Consider the following 20,978-nt stretch of genomic DNA (forward strand, 5'->3'; position numbering starts at 1 on the left):
GGCCGTACACAAGGAAGGAGGTGGTCCGCGAATTGATAGCTTCATGGACATGTGAGGTGGCTGCGCGCTAGCAGCAGTGGCTTTCGAAGAGCCGGCGATATACGCGCGCTGGCGAATTCCCCGTAGCCACCCGGCCCCCGAGCTTCCGGTGTGTCCAACCGGTTGCCATGCTCGGGGGCCGCTCCATGTCCGGAGCCGTTACTGGCCCACCTTCGTGGCGATCTGCCGGGTCAGTTTGCCCGCTTGACCGTTCTCGCCCTCGGGGCCGCACAGCAACAGGTCTACGACCACACTGGACACCGCATGCAGCGCGTGGTGGCAGACGCGGGTGCCTGCCGCCTCAGTCCGCTGCTGGAAGATCGTCGGCACGGTTCCGGTGACCTCGCCGAACTTCCATCCGGTGGTTTTGCCGTTGGTGGCGGTCACCGTCACCGATTGCCCGGCGCAGGCTTTCCACTTCTCCGCCGACGCCTGGACGAAGGCACCGGCCTTGTCGGCGGACGGGAAAGCTATCACCGATTCGAAGACTCGGTGGGCGGGCTCCTGGCCGGGACTGTGAACTGCCTGGCCGGAAACCGCGGTGTAGCCGCTCGCCCGGTACGCGGACTCCGCGATGGGCTCGTAGGCGCCCAGGCAGTCCGGGTTGGACAGGGTCCACCGGGGCGAACGCATCCCGCTCGTCTTGTCGGACACGACCAGGTTCGGCTCGCCCACGATGGCGCTCACATCGGCGGGGCCGAGTAGATACGCGTCCAGATTCGGGAGGTTCGCGGCGGTCGGGGCACTCGGAGCCGTTGAAGCCGGGGCGCCCGTGGTGGCTTTCGGGGATGGCTTCGTCCTGCCGCCCTGCGTGGCCACTACGACGACGATCGCGATCACGGCGACGACGGCCGCGGCCGCGCCGCCGATGATCATCAGCCGCTTGCCGGACCCGCCGCCGGCACCCGCGGCCACCGCGGTCGGTGCAGCGGCTTTGGGCGGACCGCTGGTTGGCGCCGCGGCATCGGGCTGCGGCGGGGCCGACGCCGGTGCCTGCGTCTTTTGCGTGGCCGCGGCCGCCGGCGAACCGTCCTTGGCCTCGATCTCGGCCAGCACGTTGTCGATCTCGGTGCGGGTGCGGTAGGTGACGTCGTGGCGCAGGCGCAACATGCGCAGCAGCTGGCCGATGTCCCCGCGAGCGCTGGGATCGTCGCCGTCCTCATCGAGCCCCTGCCGGAGTTCGATCAACAGCTGGGTCTGCTGCTGCGGGCTGAGTTCCTTTTCGGCGAGGGTGTTGCCCAACCGGGTGATGTATCCGAACGGCACCGGCGGCTCTTCGGGCAGCGGGTCCGGCAACGGCACCGGCTTGCTCTGCAACGCGTGTACCGCCGTGACGAGTTGGATGCCTGCGTCGACGGTCGGTTCGCGATAGTCGATGATCTGCAACGAGGCAAGGGGATTCACGCGCATGCTGTCGATGTCGCCGACCCGGACCGGCAGGATCGGCCGGTTCAGCGCCCGTGCGTAACGCAACTCGGCCTGACTGGGCTTGGACTGCAGCCAGTTGTTGGACAGCGCCACGATGAACACGTCACACGAGCGAATCTGCTCAAGAATCTTGTGCCACCACGACTCACCGCCGCCGAGCTCTTGATCGAACCAAACCTGTTGCTGTCCGCGGCGAAGTGCGGTCGTCAGGGCGTCGACCGTCGCCCTGTCCTGGCTCGAGTAGCTGATGAACAGCGGCATCGCGGTCTCCTACGGGCGGGCGTAGCAAACGGACGGTGAAATCCGCGCATGCCGCTATTGGGCATGCGCCGATACCGTATCAGTGCTGGGCCGTGTCGGACCGCGCAAACTTGCGGTCGCTCGGGGCGGCGGCGACCAATCTCATCCGTGTCCGCCGTCGACCGCGGACGCTTGCTCGGGCGGGTGGAATTCGGCGTAGCGACGCGAGAATTCGTTACCGGGAACCGGCCACTGTTCGCCGGTGGATCCCCGTACGATCCAGTCGCCCTCCGCCGCGGTCGTCGGCCCCTCCAAGGTGTTCACGGTCTCCCCTGGGTAGGCCGGGCGGGCCTGAACGCGTCCCTTTCGTCGCCAGCGACCCTCGCCGGCGGGCTCGTACGTGTCCCGGAAGATGTCGTCGCGAACGGACCACACCTTGCCGTCTTCCTGGATCGCCCAGTCGCCGGCGTCGGCGCGCATCACGTGCCCCGCATCCGACGTCCATGTCCATGGGGTGCTTCGTTGTTCGGCGGTCACCGTTCCCACCCGGGTGAAGGACTGCCACAGCGGACGCGACCGGAAACCGAGCTGGCGCAGACTCCACAACGTGGCCGCCAGGCTGCGCACCGCGGCGTTGAGCAGATCCGGGTTGCTCTCGACGACCGACCAGTCCACCAGCTTGTCGTGGATCTTGCGCGAATCATCGCGCGGCGAACCGTATTTCCAGCCGTTGCGCCGGTAGTAGCGGCACCAATCCTCGTGCTCCGCACGGGCCATGCTCATCGCCGAATCCGGGTCGAAGCTCATGAGGGCGAGCTGTTCCAAGGGGGGCAGTGCCGCCATGTCGTGGCCGGACAGCTGTGCCGGTGGGCTGCCCCACGTGTTCCAGGTGTGCCCCGCGATCTGCTCGACCATCCACAGCGCGTTGCGCACCTGCCGGCGGTTGGACCCGCGGTAGAACTCGTCGAGCTCGGACCACGGCATCGCGGCGGCGGACCGCGGCGCGCCGGGAGCGATCGTCGAGACGTACCGTTCGTGGATCAGCCTGGCCGCGCGCTCCCAGGTGTCCCGCACCTGGCCCTCTTGGGTGTCCAACACCAGCGAGTAGGACTGCAGCCGGCCGACCACCTGGATCGAGTCGTCGCTGATGCTGGTGTTGAGGTCCGAGGCGTAGATCGGCATGTCAGGGAAGCGGGCCGCCAGCCTGGCGGCGGTCGTCGCCGCATGGGAGTCCACGAAGATCACGGCGCTGATCGTCGGGTCGGCGTCGCCGGTCAGCTGCAGCATCGTCGGCACCGTCGGCGCCTCCGCCGTGGCATCGATGCTCGGCCCCTCCGATATGAAGCCCGCCTGCTGCCGGTAGAACTCGTGATCCGCCAGGTACTCCTGGGCGTCCCTTTCGACCAGCGTGAGCGCGGGCAACGGCACCGCCCCCGGTGGGGTGTAGAAGTCGCGTTCCAGGGCGCGCTGAGTGAGGTCCGCGCACAGCGCAAGGGTCAATTGTGAAGTGCCGCAGACGAATACGCGTTTGATGCGCCCCGTCGCGATGATGCCGTCGAGCAGTCTGCCCGCCGTCACCTCGTACTTGCCGATCACGTCGGCAGCCCAGCGGGTATCCGATCCGCCGAACTGCTGGGCCCGCCAGGCCTGGGCCAGCCACGGGTCGTCCATCCGCACGATCAACGGCAACCGCCGCTTGTGGGCGACTTCGTCGAGCCGGCGGCCGATCAGGTCCAGCCACAGCAGGTTGATCGCCGGGTCGGGCGCCATCAGATAGAGCCGGGACAGGCGGCGCCACAGCCGCAGCGAGACCAGGGTGGACGGGTTGTTGAAGTCCACCAGGACCACCCGGGCGCCCTGTCTGCGGGCCCGCTGCACCCGGTCGTCGCTGGCGCCGGTGATGACGACCAGCGTGCCGCGTCGGTCCAGCGTCCGCGCGACCCCGCTGATCATCGACTGCGTGTCACCGTCGACGCCGACGATGGCGGTGACGGAATCGGCCAGGTTGGCCCGCATCCGGTCCACCTGGGCTCGGAAGACCCCGACCACGACGCCGCCCAGCCCGGTGAAGATCGCCGACAGCGCCGCGATGCGGGCCAGCTCCAGGCCGACCGGCGTCGGATTCGGGCAAGTCCGTCCGCTCACCGAGAAGTCGCCGGTGCCGCCCTTGACCAGACTGGCCGTCGCCATCAGCGGGGTGAAGAAGGCCGGGTGGTTGGCGTCGTGGCAACCCCAGTACGAGCTGAGGCCGAGGATCGCCGTCATGGCGACCAGGGCTGCGATCAGGGTGAACGAAACACCCACCACCCGGTGGCTACTGCCCGAGCGGAACGTCAGCACGGATGCCCAGACCAGCACCGTCACCACGATCGCGAGCGTCGGCATCGATCCGGGCCTGCCGAACCACCCCACGGCCGGCGGCAGCACGTCGATGAGCCCGGGCTGCAGGTCGAGCACGAACAGATAGGCGATGAGGAGCACGCCGACCGTGGTCACACCCCACCGCAAGAAGGGCGAGGGTGCGCTCGTCGGACGCATCCGCCGATCTCCCTTCGCGCGATATCGGCTGCTCGGACGTCGAACAGTACACGCAAAAGATCGGCCGAAAGCAATGATTCCGGGTCGGCGCGCACGACCCGGTTGCCCGGGTGGGCAATGGGTCGGCGGTTAGCCCGCGTAGCGCGAGAGCCGCGCCGAAAGATGCGGAACCAGACCGCCGTCGGCGTCGACTCGCTCCTCGACGTACGCCAGGTCGCCGCCCTCGACGATGCCGTACAGCCGCTTCGCGCCGCCGACCAACACGCCCGATCGGCTGCGGGCCAGCGCATCGGTCACCAACTCCCACGACGACTGGGTACGCGGCCGGCCATAGAACAGTTCGACGTAGCCGGCCGAATGGGCGAGCAGCAACTCGATGGCCTGAGATTCGCTGGGGTCGTCGGGGTCGCTGACGAAGCGCCAGAAGCCCGTCTCGCGCAACCCGTGTTCCTGGTAATCGCCCGTGTCGCTGATCCGCCAGGACCGGGATTCCCAATTGAGGTAATCGCCGCCGTCGTGCGAGACCACGATCTGCTGGCCGAACCGGTAATCCCCGTCGTGTCCACGGCCCTCGCCGTGTCCGCGCCACACACCGACCAGCGGTAGCAGCGCCAGCAATGCGTCGTGCAGGTTGGCGCCTTCGCGCAGGTTGGCGGTGTCGGCGGGAAGCGGCAGGTCGTCGAAGGCGGGGATGTTGCGGCCGGCGGTCAGCTTGGCGCGCTCTGCGGCTGCGGCCACCGCGCGGTCGCCGGAGCTAACAGAACTCAACGATTCGTCGGAAGTCGTGCGCCACTCTCCCCCGCAAGCGGGAGGGACCCCCACCCCATCGCTGCGCTCTGGATCGTCGCCGGCGCGGGTCACGATTCGTCAGTGATGAGCCGGTACAGCGTGTAGAGCGCAAACCATGAGATCACCACGACCGACACGACCAGCATGATCTCGAAGAAGAGCACCACGGAGACCAGTCTATTCGCCCCGCGGGATCCCGGTCGGGGCAGCGGGGGTCTCAGGCGATCTTGACATCCACCTCGTGGATGCCCGCACCCGATGGGGTCACCACGGCGGTGCCGTTACCGGCCGACGACAAGGCGCGCAGCTTCCACGACCCCGGCGCCGCGAAGAACCGGAAGTCGCCGGTGGCCGACGCGACGACCTCGGCCGTGAATTCGTCGGACGAGTCGAGCAAGCGGACGAACGCGCCACCCACCGCCTGGCCGTCGCCGTCCACGACCCGGCCGGTGATCACCGTTTCCTTCTCCAGGTCGACGCCGGCGGGCAAGGTCAGGCCTTGCTTCGGGGCAGAGCACATATCAGTCAGCTTCCCAACTCGATCGGGGCACCCACCAGGGAGCCGTATTCCGTCCAACTTCCGTCGTAGTTCGTGACGTTTTTGTGGCCGAGTAATTCCCGGAGCACGAACCGGGTGTGCGACGAGCGCTCCCTGATGCGGCAGTACGCGATCGTCTCCTTGGTGCCGTCCAGGCCGGCGTCGGCGTACAGCTTGGCCAGCTCCTCGTCGGAACGCCAGTCCAGCCTGATCGGAGACCAGGACGTCGGAGCGTGCCATGCGGGGGTCCTTTCGGTCGCTTCCTACGAGCGGGTCACGAGGCGCGCGCGGCGGCCCGGAACCGTGCGACCAAGGGGTAGAGCTGGCAGCCCAGGCAGATGCCGAAGGCGGCATTGAGGAACGCGGCGGTGAGCGCGGCGGCGGTGGCGATGACGCCGACCACGAACGCGCCCGCGGCGAACGCGGCGACACCCGCGAGCGCGAAGACGAGGCCGACGAGCTGGGCGAACTTCAAGGGTGCGACCGGTTCGCGCTCCGTCACGGGGCCGAGCCGGGGCGCCACCACGCCGGCGAATATTCGCCCGTAGGGATGCTTGCGAGGGCCGCCGACGGCGCCGAGGGCGAAGATGACGGCCTGCACCCCCAGAATCGCCGCCGCGCCCGGCGCGCTGATGGCGGATACGGCGAGCGCTGTCACCAGGACTGCGGTGGTGACCCAGGCGGCGAACCTCGGGCCCCGTACGTCGACGGTGTCTGGCTGGGTGCTGTTGTTGGTGCTCGGCACGGTAGTACTCCTGGATACGCCTGTTGCTTGTCTGCTTTTGGGAACGAACGAAGGGAGTCAGGCCACGGCAACGTTCCGGGCTGCTCCGAGTGCTACGCGCGAAGGCGCGCGCCACTCAGCAGCTACAGCGACAGCAACAGCCCGCGGTGCGGCACAGGTCGACTGCGCGGCGTTGGGTGAGCAAAGGCTCAAGGCGGGCTAGCACGTCGGCAAGCTTACCGAATGACCGCGAACGATCAAATCAACGGCGGTTGCTGGGCGGACCGCAGGCTTTGGACGGTGACGAGCTCACGACTGCTTGAACCCGTCCAGGTTGACGGTCACTCCGTAGCTGATGCCTTCGATGATGACGTCGGAGCCGCGCGCCCCCTCGGTCTTCGGCGCCACCCCGAACGGAAGCCGCTGGTTGGGCACTTTGGTGGTGAAGGCGCGCAGGACCGCGTCCCGCTTGTCGTCCGGGACGGTCTGGTCCGCGGTGTCCGGACCGGTGAGGATGCCCGTCGGCGTGATCACCAGGGTCGCCTGATCGTCCGGGGCGATGGACAGGTCCACCGACACGCTGACCCGGTGCTCGAAGTTGGCCGAGTCCGGGGTGCCGCTGAACACCAGGCCATGGCTGTCGGAAATGCCCGACGCGGTGACGCCGCCGGTTGCGGTGTTGGTTTCCCTGGGCGGCGCCTCGACCATCAAATCGCTGATGCCCATGTAGCGGCCCAGATGGGTCGAGCCGATGATGATGCGACTCTCGAGCTTGCCGACCGGCAGTGTCGCGTGGGGCCCGATCAGCCAGGACGAGTGGGTCAGGTCGACCGAGTACATGGTGGCTTCCAGCGTGGCCTCACCGACCGTCGCGTGGTCGACGGCGTTGGCCTTGATCTCCAGCTGGTTGTAGTGGTCGCGCATGGCCTGGGGGATGAAGGGGAACGCCACGATGGCGACGAACGGGTCCGACCTCAGGTTGGCGGCTTTGCGGACGCTGCACGACAGCCGGTATTCGGCGTAGATGCTGCTTCCGTAGTCGACGGCCACGGCGCCGACCGCGACCACGACGAGGGCGGCCGTCACGGCCGCCGCCCCGATCAGGACCTTGCGCACCCGCACATTGTCGCGTAGCCCCGCGCCCGCCGTGCGTCCGACCGCCCGGGTGGCGGGGCTCACACTGCCATCCTCGCCACGCCAAAATGGCAGGTGGCAAGTTATCGTTAGATGACCTGGCAACTAACGCGTCGTTGCGTTGCGAACTGTGAAGATGCCGTTCCCCCGAGCTGGAGGGGCTAGTTGGAGCTATTACTGCTGACTTCGGAGCTGCATCCCGACCCCGTCCTGCCGTCGCTGTCGCTACTTCCCCACACCGTCCGGACGGCGCCGGCGGAGCCGTCGTCGTTGCTCGAGGCGGGGACGGCGGACGCCGTCCTGGTGGACGCGCGCACCGACCTGTCGTCGGCGCGCGGCCTGTGCCGGTTGTTGAGCACCGCGGGCCGCTCGGTCCCAGTCCTGGCTGTGGTCAGCGAAGGCGGCCTGGTGGCGGTCAGCGCCGACTGGGGGCTGGACGAGATCCTGCTGCCCAGCACCGGCCCCGCCGAGATCGATGCCAGGCTGCGATTGGTGATCGGCCGCCGCGGCGGGCTGGCCGACCAGGAGAGCGCCGGCAAAGTGAGCCTGGGCGAGCTGGTGATCGACGAGGGCACCTACACGGCCAGGCTGCGGGGCCGTCCGCTCGACCTGACCTATAAAGAGTTCGAGTTGCTGAAGTACCTGGCCCAGCACGCCGGTCGCGTCTTCACCCGCGCGCAACTGCTCCACGAGGTGTGGGGATACGACTTCTTCGGCGGCACGCGCACCGTCGATGTGCACGTGCGTCGGCTGCGGGCCAAACTCGGCCCCGAATACGAGGCGTTGATCGGCACCGTCCGCAACGTCGGGTACAAGGCGGTCCGGCCGGCACGCGGGCGCGCGCCGATCGCGGACCCCGCTGAGGACGAAGCCGCCGAGGGTGCCGACGACGTCGAATCCGGTGCCGAGGGCCTGCACCAACCCGTGGGCGACGCCCTGCGCAGTCAGTGACCGCGCCCGCCTGGCGCTCGACGCTCACCGCCGACGAGCAGCGGCAAGTGCGCGAACTCGTCACGGCGGCCACGGAATTCGATGGCGTGGCCCCGGTCGGCGAACAGGTGCTGCGCGAGCTCGCGCACGACCGCACCGGCCATCTGCTCATCACCGAGACCGACGAGGTCGTCGGCTACCTCAACCTCACGCGCGATGCGGAAGCCGGGATGGCGGAACTCGTAGTGCACCCGCAGGTCCGGCGGCTTGGATTCGGGACCGCCCTGGTGCGCTCGGCGCTGGCCGAGACCGGGGGACGCAACCGGTTCTGGGCGCACGGCACCCTCGAGCCCGCCCGGGCCGCCGCCTCGGCGATGGGTCTGGTTCCGGTGCGTGAGCTGCTGCAGATGCGACGGACGTTGCGCGACACGCACGATTTGGTCCGTCCCGCGCCCGGCGTGCGGATCCGCACCTACGCGGGCACCACCGATGACGCCGAGCTGCTGCGCGTGAACAACGCCGCGTTCACCAGGCATCCCGAGCAGGGCGGCTGGACCGAGACCCAGCTGGCCGAGCGGCGCAGCGAACCGTGGTTCGACCCCACCGGTTTGTTCCTCGCGTACGACGAGTCCGACGCCGGTCAGCGGGGCAAGCTGCTGGGCTTCCACTGGACCAAGGTGCATCCCGATCAGCCCGGTCTGGGGGAGGTGTACGTCGTCGGCGTCGACCCGTCGGCGCAGGGCCGCGGGTTGGGGCGGACCCTGACAGCCATCGGTATCGAGTCGTTGGCGCAGCGGCTGGCCGGGTCCGCCGAGCCGACCGTGCTGCTCTACGTGGAGTCGGACAACGTCGCCGCCGTGCGCACTTATCAGCGCCTGGGCTTCACCACTCACAGCGTGGACACCGCCTACGCGGTCGCTCCCGAGTGACCGCGCACGCAGGCGGCGGGTCGGGTATCCCCGGCTGTTCACCTGCGCCTGCTACTCAACTGGTGCCGCGGGCCGCATCCGAGCATATTTTCGCCGCTGCGCGGCAACCTCTTGGGAGACGGCCGGCGGCGCACACGCGGGTACGAATGGTCAGGAAGCGGGATCGGTGAGGCTCGACAGGGGTGGCGGGGCGCTGGCGGCGCTGGTGGCGCTGACTGTCGGTGCGGTCGTGATGACGGGCTGTGGCAGCGATCAGAACCCTCGGGGAGCGCCGTCGCCAGCAGTCTCCGGGATCACCGGTACGGCGGGATGTGGCGGCAAGAACCAGCTCACCGCAGAAGGCTCGACGGCCCAACAGAACGCCATGTCGCTGTTCAACCAGGTCTGGGGGCAGTACTGCCCGGGCAAGAGCGTGGCGTACAACCCGACCGGTTCGGGGGCGGGGCGGGAGCAGTTCATCGCCGGCCATGTCGATTTCGCGGGCGCCGACTCCCCGCTGGCCGCCGACCAGATCGGCCCCGCCGCCGCGCGCTGCGACGGAAACCCGGCGTGGGACTTGCCGCTGGTGTTCGGGCCGATCGCATTGGTTTACAACCTGCCCGGAGTCCCGGCGCTGGTGGTCAGCAGCGACGCGTTGGGCAAGATCTTCAGCGGACGGATCACGGCCTGGAACGACCCCATCCTGGCGGCGCTCAATCCCGGCGTCGCCCTGCCCGATACCAGGATCACGCCGATTTACCGAACGGACTCGTCGGGGACCACCGACAACTTGCAGAAGTTTCTGACGGCCTCCGCGCCGCAGAGCTGGACCAGAGGCGTCGGCACCGAGTTTCAGGGCGGGGTGGGCGAGGGCGCCACGAAATCGGCCGGGGTCGTCCAGGTGGTGCGGGCCACCCCCGGAGCCATCGGTTACGTCGAGAAGGGGTTCGCCGACCAGGGCGCCATCCCCTACGCCCGGATCGCCACCAACAAGGGCGCCGTCGTCCCGCTCACCAACGACACGGCCACCAACGCCGTGAAAGCGGCGCAATTCGTGGCCGACGGCAACGACCTGGTGCTCGACCTCAACGCCATGTACAGCTCCCAGGAGCCGGGTGCCTACCCGTTGGTGCTGGCGACGTACGAGATCGTGTGCTCGAAAAGCTCCGACCCCAACACCTCCGGAGCGATCAAGTCGTTCCTCACGGTGGCCGCCGGCAGCGGGCAGACCGACCTTCCGTCGGCCGGCTACGTCCCGCTGCCCGATAGGGTCAAAGAGCGGCTCGCTGCCGCGATCGACGCCCTGCAGTAACCAGGTTGCCCCGCAGTCAAGGAGCGACAGAACCGTGCCGGGATCACCGTGACCACGCCGAACCCCGTCGACGCCGGTTCGGGCGCGACCGTCGCCGCGCCGTTTCCCGAGGCGCCGCTGATACCGATCAGCCCGTGGGGAGAGGGGCGCCCGCAGGTGGGAGATCGGGCTTTCCGTTGGCTCGCCAACGGCTCGGGCTTGTTGATCGTGGCCGTGATGGCGGCGATCGGCGGATTCCTGTTGCTGCGCGCGGTACCGGCCTTGAAACGCGACCGCGAGAACTTCTTCAGCTACGGCGGAAACTGGGCCACCACCGACGCGTCGGCGATGCACTTCGGCATCTCCGATCTGCTGAAGGTCACGCTGTTCGTGTCGGCGTTCGCGTTGATCCTGGCGATGCCGGTCGCGCTGGGCGTCGCCATCTTCATCACGCAGTACTCGTCGCGACGCGTCGCCGGCGCCCTGGCCTACGCCGTCGACCTGCTGGCCGGGGTGCCCTCGATCATCTACGGTGCGTGGGGCCTGTACGTGCTGGCGCCGGAGCTGCGGCCGTTGGCCACCTGGCTGAACCGCTCCTTGGGCTGGTGCTTCCTGTTCGCCGATGGCAACGCGTCGATCGCCGGTGGCGGCACCATCTTCACCGGCGGCGTGGTCCTGGCGGTGATGATCCTGCCGATCATCACCGCGGTCACCCGCGAAGTGTTCATCCAGACACCGCGGGAGGAGGTCGAGGCGGCGCTGGCGCTCGGCGCGACCCGTTGGGAAGTGGTGAAGACGATCGTGCTGCCCTTCGGGCGGTCTGGATACATCAGTGCGGCAGTGCTGGGGCTTGGTCGCGCCATGGGGGAGACGGTCGCGTTGCTGATCATCTTGCGGGGAACCCAGGCGGCCTTTGGTTGGTCGCTGTTCGACGGCGGCTCCACGGTCGCGACGAAAATTGCGGGGGCTGCGGCCCAATTCGACGACCAGTACAAGGCGGGCGCATACATCGCCGCCGGGTTGGCGCTCTTCGTGCTCACCTTCCTGGTCGACGCCCTGGCGCGTGGCGCCGCCGCCGGAACCAGATGGGGCGGCCGATGACCTCGATGCTGGACCGCCCGCTCAAGCCGCGCACGTTCTCCCGACCGAGCCGGCGCCGCCGGGTCGCCGATCGCCTTGCGTTGGTGCTGGTTTCGCTGTCGATGGCGATCGCGGTGACCCCCTTGCTGTTGGTGTTGCACTCGGTGTTCGCCAGGGGTTTCAGGGCCGTCGTGTCGACCGCTTGGTGGACGCACTCGCAAGCGGGCATGACCGCCTTCGTGGCCGGTGGCGGCGCGTACCACGCGATCGTCGGCACCGTCCTGCAGGGACTGGTATGCGCGCTGATCTCCATCCCGGTCGGCCTCATGCTCGGCGTCTATCTGGCCGAATACAGTGGCGGCACCCCGCTGGGCAGGTTGGCCAGCTTCATGGTGGACCTCCTCAGTGGGGTGCCCTCAATCGTGGCGGCTTTGTTCATCTACGCGCTGTTCGTGGCGACGCTGGGTCTTCCCCGCTCCGAGCTCGCGGTGTCCCTCGCGCTGGTCCTGTTGATGCTTCCGGTGATCGTGCGAGCCACCGAGGAGATGCTGCGAATCGTCCCGCTGGATCTTCGCGAGGCCAGCTACGCGCTGGGCATCCCGAAGTGGAAGACGATCGTCAGGGTTGTGCTGCCCACCGGGATCTCCGGCATCGTCACCGGGATCATGCTGGCGGTGGCCAGGGTGATGGGCGAGACTGCGCCGCTGCTGATTCTCGTCGGCTATGCGCAGTCGATGAACTTCAACATCTTCAGCGGGTTCATGGGAACGCTACCTGGCATGATGTACAACCAGACCAATGCCGGTGCCGGCGTCAACCCCGTCCCCACGGATCGGTTGTGGGGTGCCGCCCTAACCCTCATTCTGGTGATCGCCACCATCAACATCGGGGCCCGAATATTGGCGAAGTTCGTTGGCGCCAACAAGTCATAGGCAGGAGCAGTAAGTGGCAAAGCGGTTGGACCTCAAAGCCGTCAACATCTACTACGGTTCGTTTCACGCGGTCGCGGATGTGACGCTGTCGGTTCTTCCCCGCAGTGTGACTGCGTTCATCGGCCCGTCGGGTTGTGGCAAGACGACGGTGCTGCGCGCCCTGAACAGGATGCACGAGGTGGTGCCCGGCGGCCGGGTCGAGGGCAGCGTACTCCTCGACGACGAGGACATCTACGGAGCCGGGGTGGACCCGGTCGGGGTGCGCCGGGCGATCGGGATGGTGTTCCAGCGGCCGAACCCGTTCCCCGCCATGTCGATTCGTGACAATGTGGTGGCAGGTTTGAAGCTGCAGGGTGTACGCAATCGCAAGCTACTCGACGAGACGGCTGAATACTCGTTGCGCGGCGCCAACCTGTGGGACGAGGTCAAGGACCGGCTGGACAGGCCCGGCGGCGGCCTGTCCGGGGGCCAGCAGCAGCGTCTGTGCATCGCGCGGGCGATCGCCGTGCAACCCGACGTGCTGCTGATGGACGAGCCGTGCTCGGCGCTGGACCCGATCTCGACGATGGCCGTCGAGGAGCTGATCAGCGAGCTCAAACAGGACTACACGATCGTCATCGTCACCCACAACATGCAGCAGGCGGCCCGGGTCAGCGACTACACGGCGTTCTTCAACCTGGAGGCGGTCGGAAAGCCGGGGCGGTTGGTCGAGGTCGACGACACCGAGAAGATCTTCTCCAACCCCAGCCAGAAGGCGACGGAGGATTACATCTCCGGCCGCTTCGGCTAGCCGGACGCGGTTTCGCTCACTGCGAGGTTGAGTTGGTTTCCTCGTCGGGCAGCTTGCCGGTCGCCTGGAAGATGACCCGCCTCGCCACTTCGACGGCGTGGTCGGCGAATCGCTCGTAGAACCGGCCCAGCAGGGTCACGTCGACGGCGGCCGCCACACCGTACTTCCATTCGCGGTCCATCAGCACCGAGAACAGATGGCGGTGCAGATCGTCCATCGCGTCGTCCTCTTCGCGGATCCGGGCGGCTTTCTCCGGGTCGCGCGACATCACCACCTCTTGCGCGCTGTTGCCCAATTCGACTGCGACCCTGCCCATTTCGGCGAAGTAGCCATTGACCTCTTCGGGCAGCGCGTGTTGGGGATGACGGCGGCGGGCGATCTTCGCGACGTGCAGGGCCAGCGCGCCCATCCGGTCGATGTCGGCCACCATCTGGATGGCGCTCACGATGGACCTCAGATCACCGGCCACCGGTGCCTGCAAGGCCAGCAACACGAACGCACTTTCTTCGGCCCGGGCGCTCAGCGTGGCGATCTTCTCGTGATCGGAGATCACCTGTTCTGCCAGCACCAGATCCGCTTGCAGCAGGGCTTGGGTGGCCCGCTCCATGGCGATGCCCGCCAGCCCGCACATCTCGCCGAGCCGCTCGGATAACTCCGAGAGCTGCTCGTGGTAGGCGGTCCGCATACCGCCAAGCCTACGTTCTCGGCGCCGGGAAAGGGCGGTGGAGCGCCGCCAGATGCGTTTACTCGCAGCTGGTGTCGGCGGCGTTGGTGACGGTCAAGTCCTCGGGGAGCTTGGCCGGTGCACTGCCCGAGCCGCGTTCGATCTGCAAGTTGATCGACGACCCGCTCGGTTGGGGTGTGGCAACCGCCTTGAAGTCCGGTCCGAGCACCACCTGAACGACCTGCCCGTAGCCGGAGACTCGCTGGACTTTGGCATTGGCGAACGAGGAGGCCACGGTCGCCGCGGCCTGCTCGTTGCCGGGCGAGAACAACACCGTCGTCGTGGTCACCGGACTCGGATAGTCGTCCGGCGACATCACGTTGAAGCCGTCCCGCTTGAGCTCGCTGGTGGCGGTGGCCGCGAGGCCGGTCTGCGTCGTGGCATTGGAGACCCGCACCGTGACGTCGCCCGGCGTGGTGGTGGTGACCTGCTCGTGCCGAGCCTCGGGGGCCGGTGGGTGCGGCGGCGCCATCTTGGTGGCGGGCGCCTTGGCCTGCCCCGATTTGTCGTCGGAGGGCCCCAGATTCTTTGCGTTCTGGTCGTTTTCCTCGGGCAGCGGGTCGTCGTTGATGATGGCGTCGAACAGCGCCCGCATATCGCCCATGCGCGGCGGCTCGTCGCCGTTCTGGTCGGTGACGCCGGTCGGCACAGTCACGAACGTGACGTGCCCGGCGGCCATCCCCTGCAACGACTGTCCGAGTTGGATCAAGTCCTTCGACTGCACGTTGTCGACGACGGTGTCGCTGATGAACATGTTGACGACGTTGTTGAGCTTGTTGAGGTCGAGCAACGTGTCCTCGGAGATCAACGACCGCAGCAACGACGACAAGAACAGCTGCTGGCGTTTGATGCGGCCGTAGTCTCCGTTCGTTTCGGTGGTGACCTGCCGGGCTCGCACATAATTCAGCGCGGTCGAGCCGTCCAGGACCTGGCGGCCGCCGTGTTCGAGGACCGTGCCCAGCTCGTAGTCGTGCAGCGCGGTTTTCGAGCAGACCTCGACACCGCCGAGGGCGTCGACCATCTTGGCGAAGCCGGCGAAGTCGACCGCGATGAAGCGGTTGATGCTCAGGCCGGACAGCTTCTGGATCTCCTTGACCAGGCACTTCGGGCCGCCGAAGGCGAACGCCGAGTTCAGTTTGGTCTCGGTGTAGACCATCTTCGGACCCCAGGTTTTGCTCTTCGGGTCGTAGAGGGGCCCGTACTTACCCGTGTTCGGGTTCCACGCCTCGCATTGCATCGGGGTGATCGCCAGGTCGCGGGGGAACGACACGGCGACCACGCGTTTGCGGTTGGCGGGAATGTTGACCAGCATCACGGTGTCCGAGCGGGCGCCATCGGCGTCGTCGGTGCTGCCGGCGCCCATGTTGGCGTTGTCGCCGGCGCGCGAATCGAGGCCGACGATCAAGAAGTCTTCGTCCCCGTATTGTCCGTTGCGATCGCGAATGTCGTCCGACTGCGGGTCGAGCGCGCTGATGGTGTTGAGCTTGGCGTTCTTCGACGTGCTCCACTGCCACGCCCCGCCGGTCATCACGATGGCGAGTACGGCGAGCAGGGCCGCGACTGAGCGTCCGGCCAGCAGCACCGGCCGGCGACGGTGCCGCGTGGTGAGGTCGGCCTCGCCGGGGCTTTCGTCGGAGGCGGAGCCGTCGCCGTTCCGGTGGTCGGCGGTCTGGAGGTCGGGGAGCTCCGTGACCAGATCGAGGGAGTAGGCGAGGTCCTCGATCACCTCGGTTTTCTGCAGCTCGACCGGCAGGTCGGCGTCGGCGTCGGCGGATTCGATCTCCGGGTCGGCGCGGCGGTGAGTGGATCGGCCTGTCGATGGGGCACCGAGTTTCGCGATCAGGTCGGCCACGCTGACCCCACCGCCGGCGTGGGATCCGGCTCCCTCGTCATCGGCTGGTCGAGGCTGGCGGGGCCCGGCCGGCTCGACCGCATTGTCGATCTGCCACAGGTGAAGGCTGTAGTCGGACGGCGGCTCCGAGAACCGCTCCCACGGGGCGGCGCCCAGCGCGGTGCGCCGAGCGTCGGGAGTGGCGTCGCCCTCGGCGTCACTCATGTCCTACCGGCCTCCGAAGCTCTGATGCGGATCCCAGCCCGTCCGTGCGCGATGCCGGCCCAGTGCGTTGTCAGCGCTGCGGCTCGTGCCACCCGTGGGTCGCACTCCTTTGTCGCGCTCGGGCGGCGGCGCGTTACCCATCCGTCCCAGGAACGCGCACGGCGGCAAGGTCCACATCGTACTGAGTTATCGGCGCGGATGCGATTTCGAGCGGTCGGTCAGCCGCCGGAGTGCATCACGTCGGCGCCGGCCGGGACGGTGCAGTCGTCGGGGTCGGTCAGCCAGCCTTCGGGCAGCGCGACCCGCGCGGGAGAGCCCTGCCGGCCCCGTGGGCCGCTGGCCGCGTCCGGGAAGGGCACCGTGCCGTCCAATTGGCTTAGCAGCGAATCGAGTTCGTCGAGCGTCTTGACCATCGCCAGCGCCCGGCGCAGCTCGGAGCCGGCCGGAAAGCCATGCAGGTACCAGCCGATGTGCTTGCGGATGTCGCGCATGCCCTTGTCCTCGCCGAAGTGCGCGGCCAGCAACCGCCCGTGTCGACGGACGATGTCGGCGACCTCGCCCAGCGTGGGCGGGGTGGGGGCCGGGCTGTCGGTGAAAGCGGCCGAGAGCTCGGCGAAAAGCCAGGGCCGGCCCAGGCAGCCGCGGCCGATCACGACGCCGTCGCATCCGGTGGTGGCCATCATCGTCAGGGCGTCGCTGGCGTCGTAGATGTCGCCGTTGCCCAGCACGGGGATGGTGCGCACATGCTGCTTGAGCAGGGCGATCTGCTCCCAATCGGCGGTGCCGGAGTAGCGCTGCGCCGCCGTGCGGGCGTGCAGTGCGACGGCGGCGGCCCCTTCGGATTCGGCGATGCGGCCGGCGTCGAGGTGCGTGTGGTGCTCGTCGTCGATACCGACGCGGAACTTGACGGTCACCGGAATCCCGGAGCCCTCGGTCGCGCGCACGGCGGCCGCCACGATCTGGCCGAACAACCGTCGCTTGTACGGCAGCGCCGCCCCACCGCCGCGCTTGGTGACCTTGGGCACCGGGCAGCCGAAATTCATGTCGATGTGGTCGGCCAGGCCCTCGTCGGCGACCATCTTGGCGGCCGCGTACGTGATCGCCGGATCGACGGTGTAGAGCTGCAGCGAGCGTGGTGACTCGTCCGGCGCGAACGTCGTCATGTGCATGGTGACCGGGTGCCGCTCGACGAGCGCGCGCGCCGTCACCATCTCGCACACGTACAGCCCGCTGACCGTGCCAACCTTCGACTGCTCCAGCTCACGGCACAGCGTGCGGAATGCAACGTTGGTCACGCCCGCCATCGGGGCCAGCACCACCGGGCTGGCGAGCGTGATGGGTCCGATGCGCAAGGCCGCTACCGGCGGCTCATCGCCAGTTTGCCCGCAGTCTGGTGCAGCTCGAACGCCGTCGTCTTCTTGCCCGTGCGGGCCTCCCGGTCGAGCTGACGCTGCTTGGATATCTCGAACTTGTCGCAGGCCTGCTCGAGTTCCTTGATCAGCAGGGCAAGGTCGTCGCGCATAGCGGCCGCCTCGCCGGTGAAGTCCTCGCGCTCGAAGATGCGCCACTTCTTCAGCACCGGCATCACGACATCGTCGAGGTGGATGCGGGGGTCGTAGACCCCGCCGACGGCGATGAACACGGCCTTGCGCCGGAACTCCGGGACCTGATAGCCGGGCATCTGGAAATTGCGCAGCACCTTGTGCAGCTCTTTCATCGCCTGATTAGGTGCAATCTCAAACCCGGCCTCGCTGACGTCGCGGTAGAAGATCATGTGCAGGTTCTCGTCGGCCGAGATCTTGGCCAGCAGCTGGTCGGCGATCGTCTCGTTGCACGCCTTGCCCGTGTTGCGGTGCGAGATCCGGGTGGCCAGCTCCTGGAACGTCACGTAGATGACCGAGTCGAACAGGCTCTCGGCGAACAGATCGGCCCGCACCTGTTGGTTCTGGCCCGGGCTGAAGCCCCGGTTGACCACCTCGATGCGCAGCTTCTCCAGCTCGACCGGGTCGACCGCACGGGTCACCACCAGGTAGTCGCGCAGCGCGATCCCGTGTCGGTTCTCCTCGGCGGTCCACCGGTTGACCCACTGGCCCCAGGCGCCGTCCAGGCCGAAGTTCATCGCGATCTCGCGGTGGTATGACGGCAGGTTGTCTTCTGTCATCAGGTTCTGGACCATCGCCACCTGGGCGAGATCGGAGAGCTTGCTCTCCTCGGGGTGCCAGTCCTGCCCGCCCAGCGCGTAGAAGTTCTTGCCGTCCGACCACGGGATGTAGTCGTGCGGGTTCCAGTCCTTGTGCATGCTCTCGTGCCGGTTGAGACACTTCTCGACCACCGGTTCGAGCTCGTGCAGCAGCTGTAGGTTTGTCAGCTCGGCTGACATACGGCCTCCAGTTATCTGTGTCGACGGGTAGCAGTCAATATATCTGTGAACCTCAGTAGCATCAAGCTGCCTTGCCGCGCGCCGCCTAACGGATAATGCCAACTTTCTTGGGGTTTGCCGCTATGGCGCGCCCGGTAAACCGGTGGTTGTGCTACCCCAGGTCGGGGGCGACAACGTACGGGGCCGCCGTCACGTAGAGCATGTTGACGCAGTAGTCGATGAATTGTTCGCGCGTCGCACCGAGCTGCCCGTTCAGGTAGGCGGTGAACAGACCCGACAGGCCGCCGACCAGGCTGGTGGCGATCATCTTCTGCAGCACCGGATCGCCGATCCGGGACAGCTTGCGCTGCAGTAGTTCGATGAAGTTGGGCATCCACTCGGCTCCCGAGCGGGTTAATACCGGTTCCACCGCCGGCGCCAGCAGCAGCACGCGGCCGCGGACCGGGTCGTCGACCATCAGCTCGACAAACTTTTCGACGGCGTCTCGCGGGGTGTTCGCCGACGTGAGCGTGTTCATCGCGCGAGTGCACACGTCGTCGTAGACCGCCCGCACGAACTCGTCACGGTCGGAAAAGCTTTCGTAGAAGTAGCGCTCGGTCAGCGCGGCCTTGCGGCACACCGCACGTACCGTCAGCGCCGGTCGACTGTCGCCGCCGAGCAGTTGCACGCCGGCGGAGATGAGGTTGTCGCGACGGAGGGTGAGGCGATCCTCCAGGGGAACGCCGGTCCAACGGCCCCGTCGTTGACCGGACTGCACATCACTCCTAAGCTTAAAAATGACAACGCATGTAGTCAGTTTTCCAGATACCTACAGGGATTCAATAGTGACCCAACATACGTCCGGAACCCGCCCGCCGACCAGCGACGTCGTGCGCGGCTGTTCGGCCACCGCCGCCGGGACCGATCCGTCGGGCGGTGTCTCCGCCGGCTGCCCGGTATCGCCGCTGGGCTACGACGCGCCACCGATGCCGCTGGGCCCCGACTCGTTGACGTGGCGATATTTCGGTGACTGGCGCGGCATGCTGCAGGGCCCGTGGGCGGGCTCGATGCAGAACATGCACCCGCAGCTGGGCGCGGCCGTCATCGACCATTCGACGTTCTTCCGGGAGCGGTGGCAGCGCCTGCTGCGCTCGCTGTACCCGATCGGTGGTGTCGTCTTCGACGGTGACCGCGCCCCGGTCACCGGCGCTGAGGTGCGCGACTACCACACCGACATCAAGGGGGTCGACGAACAGGGCCGCCGGTACCACGCGTTGAACCCTGACGTCTTCTATTGGGCCCACGCAACTTTCTTCGTCGGCACCATTCACGTGGCCGAGCGGTTCTGTGGCGGGCTGACCGAAGCGCAGAAACGCCAGTTGTTCGACGAGCACGTCGACTGGTACCGGATGTATGGCATGAGCATGCGGCCCGTTCCCGCGTCGTGGGAGGACTTTCAGGTCTATTGGGACCACATGTGCCGCAACGTGCTTGAAGACAACTTCGCCGCCCGCGCCGTGCTCGACCTCACCGAGTTGCCGAAACCCCCGTTCGCGCAATGGCTTCCGGACTGGTTGTGGGCCGCCCAGCGTAAACTCCTCGCGCCGTTCTTCGTCTGGGTGACCGTGGGCCTCTACGACCCCCCGGTGCGCGAGCTGATGGGTTACCGGTGGTCGCGGCGCGACGAGTGGCTGCATCGCCGCTTCGGCGACGTGGTTCGCGCGGTTTTCGCCTTCGTGCCGAGCCGCTTCCGCAAGCACCCACGAGCCCGCGCGGGCTTCGACCGCGCCGCCGGGCGGATCCCGGCCGACACGCCGCTGGTGCAGACGCCGGCGCGCAACCTGCCGCCCGTGGACGAGCGCGGCGACCCCAAGCATTACTGCCCCGCGGTCTCCTGAGCCGGCACGCCCCCGCTATACCTGGGCGTGACCGTGCACGTCCTCCAGTCCGGCCTGATGCACGTGCTGATGGGTGTGCTCCGTGCCGTCGACGTGCTCGTGTTGGCGAGCGTGGGGTGCGTCGTGGGTGTGGTGCTCGGCCATCGGTGAAGCCTCCCTATGTAGATGCGCTCTGCTGATCGCCGATGGCCTGCAGGCCGCCATCCCGGCGGTGATGGCCGGGCACGCCCGGGCCCGCGTGTTCGGCGTTGAAGACCGCGTCGATGACGAGCTGACGGACGTGGTCGTTTTCCAGGCTGTAGAAGATCGTGGTTCCGTCCCGGCGGGTGCGGACCAGGCGCGCCATCCGCAGCTTCGCCAGGTGCTGAGAGACCGACGGTGCCGGCTTGCCCACATGCTCGGCGAGTTCGTTGACCGACATCTCCCCGTCGGTCAGCGACCACAGCACCTGCACCCGGGTGGCGTCGGCCAGCATCCGGAATACCTCGACCACCAGGCTCACCTGGTGATCCGGCAACCGGGCTGCGCCATTAGCTGCATGCATGCGCAAACAATAGTCAAGGGCGCCGGCGCTTCCAAC

The 20,978-nt window shown here is 67.6% G+C and carries 21 protein-coding genes and 1 pseudogene; 7 read left to right on the forward strand and 15 right to left on the reverse strand.

What is annotated here, in order from left to right:
* Window positions 1-198: 198 nt before the first annotated feature.
* The 8 genes and pseudogenes from U8D42_RS25775 to lmeA form a co-directional block, all read right to left on the reverse strand.
* Window positions 199-1,728 carry a sensor domain-containing protein gene (locus tag U8D42_RS25775; RefSeq protein WP_322860518.1) on the reverse strand — a complete coding sequence of 510 codons (1,530 nt, stop codon included), beginning with the start codon at window positions 1,726-1,728 and terminating at the stop codon, window positions 199-201.
* A gap of 141 nt (window positions 1,729-1,869) precedes the next feature.
* Window positions 1,870-4,245 (reverse strand): hypothetical protein, encoded by a 2,376-nt coding sequence (locus U8D42_RS25780; RefSeq protein WP_322860519.1) that lies wholly within the window; start codon window positions 4,243-4,245, stop codon window positions 1,870-1,872.
* Between the two features lie 129 nt (window positions 4,246-4,374).
* Window positions 4,375-5,013, reverse strand: coding sequence for an FABP family protein (locus U8D42_RS25785; protein WP_085242988.1), 639 nt, complete (start codon window positions 5,011-5,013; stop codon window positions 4,375-4,377).
* A gap of 238 nt (window positions 5,014-5,251) precedes the next feature.
* Complete coding sequence (locus U8D42_RS25790) at window positions 5,252-5,554, reverse strand: DUF1416 domain-containing protein (protein ID WP_322860520.1); 303 nt, start codon at window positions 5,552-5,554, stop codon at window positions 5,252-5,254.
* Window positions 5,555-5,559: 5 nt separating this feature from the next.
* A pseudogene (locus U8D42_RS25795) lies at window positions 5,560-5,772 on the reverse strand (sulfurtransferase); the annotation flags it as partial.
* 74 nt (window positions 5,773-5,846) lie between these two features.
* Window positions 5,847-6,317 carry a DUF4395 domain-containing protein gene (locus tag U8D42_RS25800; RefSeq protein WP_322860521.1) on the reverse strand — a complete coding sequence of 157 codons (471 nt, stop codon included), beginning with the start codon at window positions 6,315-6,317 and terminating at the stop codon, window positions 5,847-5,849.
* A gap of 115 nt (window positions 6,318-6,432) precedes the next feature.
* Entirely contained in the window at window positions 6,433-6,522 is a 90-nt protein-coding gene (locus U8D42_RS29415) for an Ms5788A family Cys-rich leader peptide (protein WP_368730642.1), read from the reverse strand.
* Between the two features lie 83 nt (window positions 6,523-6,605).
* Complete coding sequence (gene lmeA, locus U8D42_RS25805) at window positions 6,606-7,418, reverse strand: mannan chain length control protein LmeA (RefSeq protein ID WP_085243132.1); 813 nt, start codon at window positions 7,416-7,418, stop codon at window positions 6,606-6,608.
* Window positions 7,419-7,595: 177 nt separating this feature from the next.
* Between lmeA and U8D42_RS25810 the strand changes: the two genes are divergently transcribed.
* The 6 genes from U8D42_RS25810 to pstB all read left to right on the forward strand — a co-directional run bounded on the left by U8D42_RS25810 (window position 7,596) and on the right by pstB (window position 13,361).
* The gene (locus tag U8D42_RS25810) at window positions 7,596-8,381 is read left to right on the forward strand and encodes a winged helix-turn-helix transcriptional regulator (protein WP_322860522.1); all 786 of its coding nucleotides are present in this window, start codon (window positions 7,596-7,598) and stop codon (window positions 8,379-8,381) included.
* Window positions 8,378-9,289 (forward strand): mycothiol synthase, encoded by a 912-nt coding sequence (mshD, locus tag U8D42_RS25815; protein ID WP_322860523.1) that lies wholly within the window; start codon window positions 8,378-8,380, stop codon window positions 9,287-9,289. Before U8D42_RS25810 ends, mshD begins: the two co-directional genes overlap by 4 nt.
* A 166-nt stretch (window positions 9,290-9,455) precedes the next feature.
* Window positions 9,456-10,580, forward strand: a complete 1,125-nt coding sequence (pstS, locus tag U8D42_RS25820; RefSeq protein WP_322860524.1) for a phosphate ABC transporter substrate-binding protein PstS — start codon at window positions 9,456-9,458, stop codon at window positions 10,578-10,580.
* A gap of 48 nt (window positions 10,581-10,628) precedes the next feature.
* Window positions 10,629-11,660, forward strand: coding sequence for a phosphate ABC transporter permease subunit PstC (pstC, locus tag U8D42_RS25825; protein WP_420845691.1), 1,032 nt, complete (start codon window positions 10,629-10,631; stop codon window positions 11,658-11,660).
* Window positions 11,657-12,571 (forward strand): phosphate ABC transporter permease PstA, encoded by a 915-nt coding sequence (gene pstA, locus U8D42_RS25830; protein ID WP_322860525.1) that lies wholly within the window; start codon window positions 11,657-11,659, stop codon window positions 12,569-12,571. The genes pstC and pstA overlap by 4 nt, the downstream gene beginning before the upstream one ends.
* A 13-nt stretch (window positions 12,572-12,584) precedes the next feature.
* Entirely contained in the window at window positions 12,585-13,361 is a 777-nt protein-coding gene (gene pstB / locus U8D42_RS25835) for a phosphate ABC transporter ATP-binding protein PstB (RefSeq protein ID WP_085242980.1), read from the forward strand.
* A gap of 16 nt (window positions 13,362-13,377) precedes the next feature.
* On the opposite strand, the gene phoU is transcribed toward pstB, so the two are convergent.
* The 5 genes from phoU to U8D42_RS25860 all read right to left on the reverse strand — a co-directional run bounded on the left by phoU (window position 13,378) and on the right by U8D42_RS25860 (window position 19,278).
* Window positions 13,378-14,046 (reverse strand): phosphate signaling complex protein PhoU, encoded by a 669-nt coding sequence (gene phoU / locus U8D42_RS25840; protein WP_085242979.1) that lies wholly within the window; start codon window positions 14,044-14,046, stop codon window positions 13,378-13,380.
* 58 nt (window positions 14,047-14,104) lie between these two features.
* Entirely contained in the window at window positions 14,105-16,141 is a 2,037-nt protein-coding gene (locus tag U8D42_RS25845; protein WP_322860526.1) for an LCP family protein, read from the reverse strand.
* A 218-nt stretch (window positions 16,142-16,359) separates the two neighbouring features.
* A complete protein-coding gene (gene dusB / locus U8D42_RS25850; protein WP_348636984.1) occupies window positions 16,360-17,445 on the reverse strand; it encodes a tRNA dihydrouridine synthase DusB in 1,086 nt (361 codons plus the stop codon).
* Window positions 17,446-17,498: 53 nt separating this feature from the next.
* Complete coding sequence (locus tag U8D42_RS25855) at window positions 17,499-18,521, reverse strand: acyl-ACP desaturase (RefSeq protein WP_085242976.1); 1,023 nt, start codon at window positions 18,519-18,521, stop codon at window positions 17,499-17,501.
* A 151-nt stretch (window positions 18,522-18,672) separates the two neighbouring features.
* Complete coding sequence (locus tag U8D42_RS25860; RefSeq protein ID WP_322860528.1) at window positions 18,673-19,278, reverse strand: TetR/AcrR family transcriptional regulator; 606 nt, start codon at window positions 19,276-19,278, stop codon at window positions 18,673-18,675.
* A 67-nt stretch (window positions 19,279-19,345) separates the two neighbouring features.
* Here U8D42_RS25860 and U8D42_RS25865 point away from each other — a divergent pair, with 67 nt between their 5' ends.
* Window positions 19,346-20,398: an oxygenase MpaB family protein gene (locus tag U8D42_RS25865; protein ID WP_322860529.1), complete on the forward strand. Its 1,053-nt coding sequence runs from the start codon at window positions 19,346-19,348 to the stop codon at window positions 20,396-20,398.
* Between the two features lie 15 nt (window positions 20,399-20,413).
* On the opposite strand, the gene U8D42_RS25870 is transcribed toward U8D42_RS25865, so the two are convergent.
* Entirely contained in the window at window positions 20,414-20,542 is a 129-nt protein-coding gene (locus U8D42_RS25870) for a zinc transporter Slc39a7 (protein ID WP_322860530.1), read from the reverse strand.
* A gap of 13 nt (window positions 20,543-20,555) precedes the next feature.
* On the reverse strand, window positions 20,556-20,942 hold the full coding sequence (locus U8D42_RS25875; RefSeq protein WP_322860531.1) for an ArsR/SmtB family transcription factor: 387 nt from the start codon (window positions 20,940-20,942) through the stop codon (window positions 20,556-20,558).
* Between the last annotated feature and the right edge of the window lie 36 nt (window positions 20,943-20,978).

This window comes from Mycobacterium europaeum (genome assembly GCF_034555895.2).
In the GTDB taxonomy this organism is placed as follows: Bacteria; Actinomycetota; Actinomycetes; order Mycobacteriales; family Mycobacteriaceae; genus Mycobacterium; species Mycobacterium europaeum.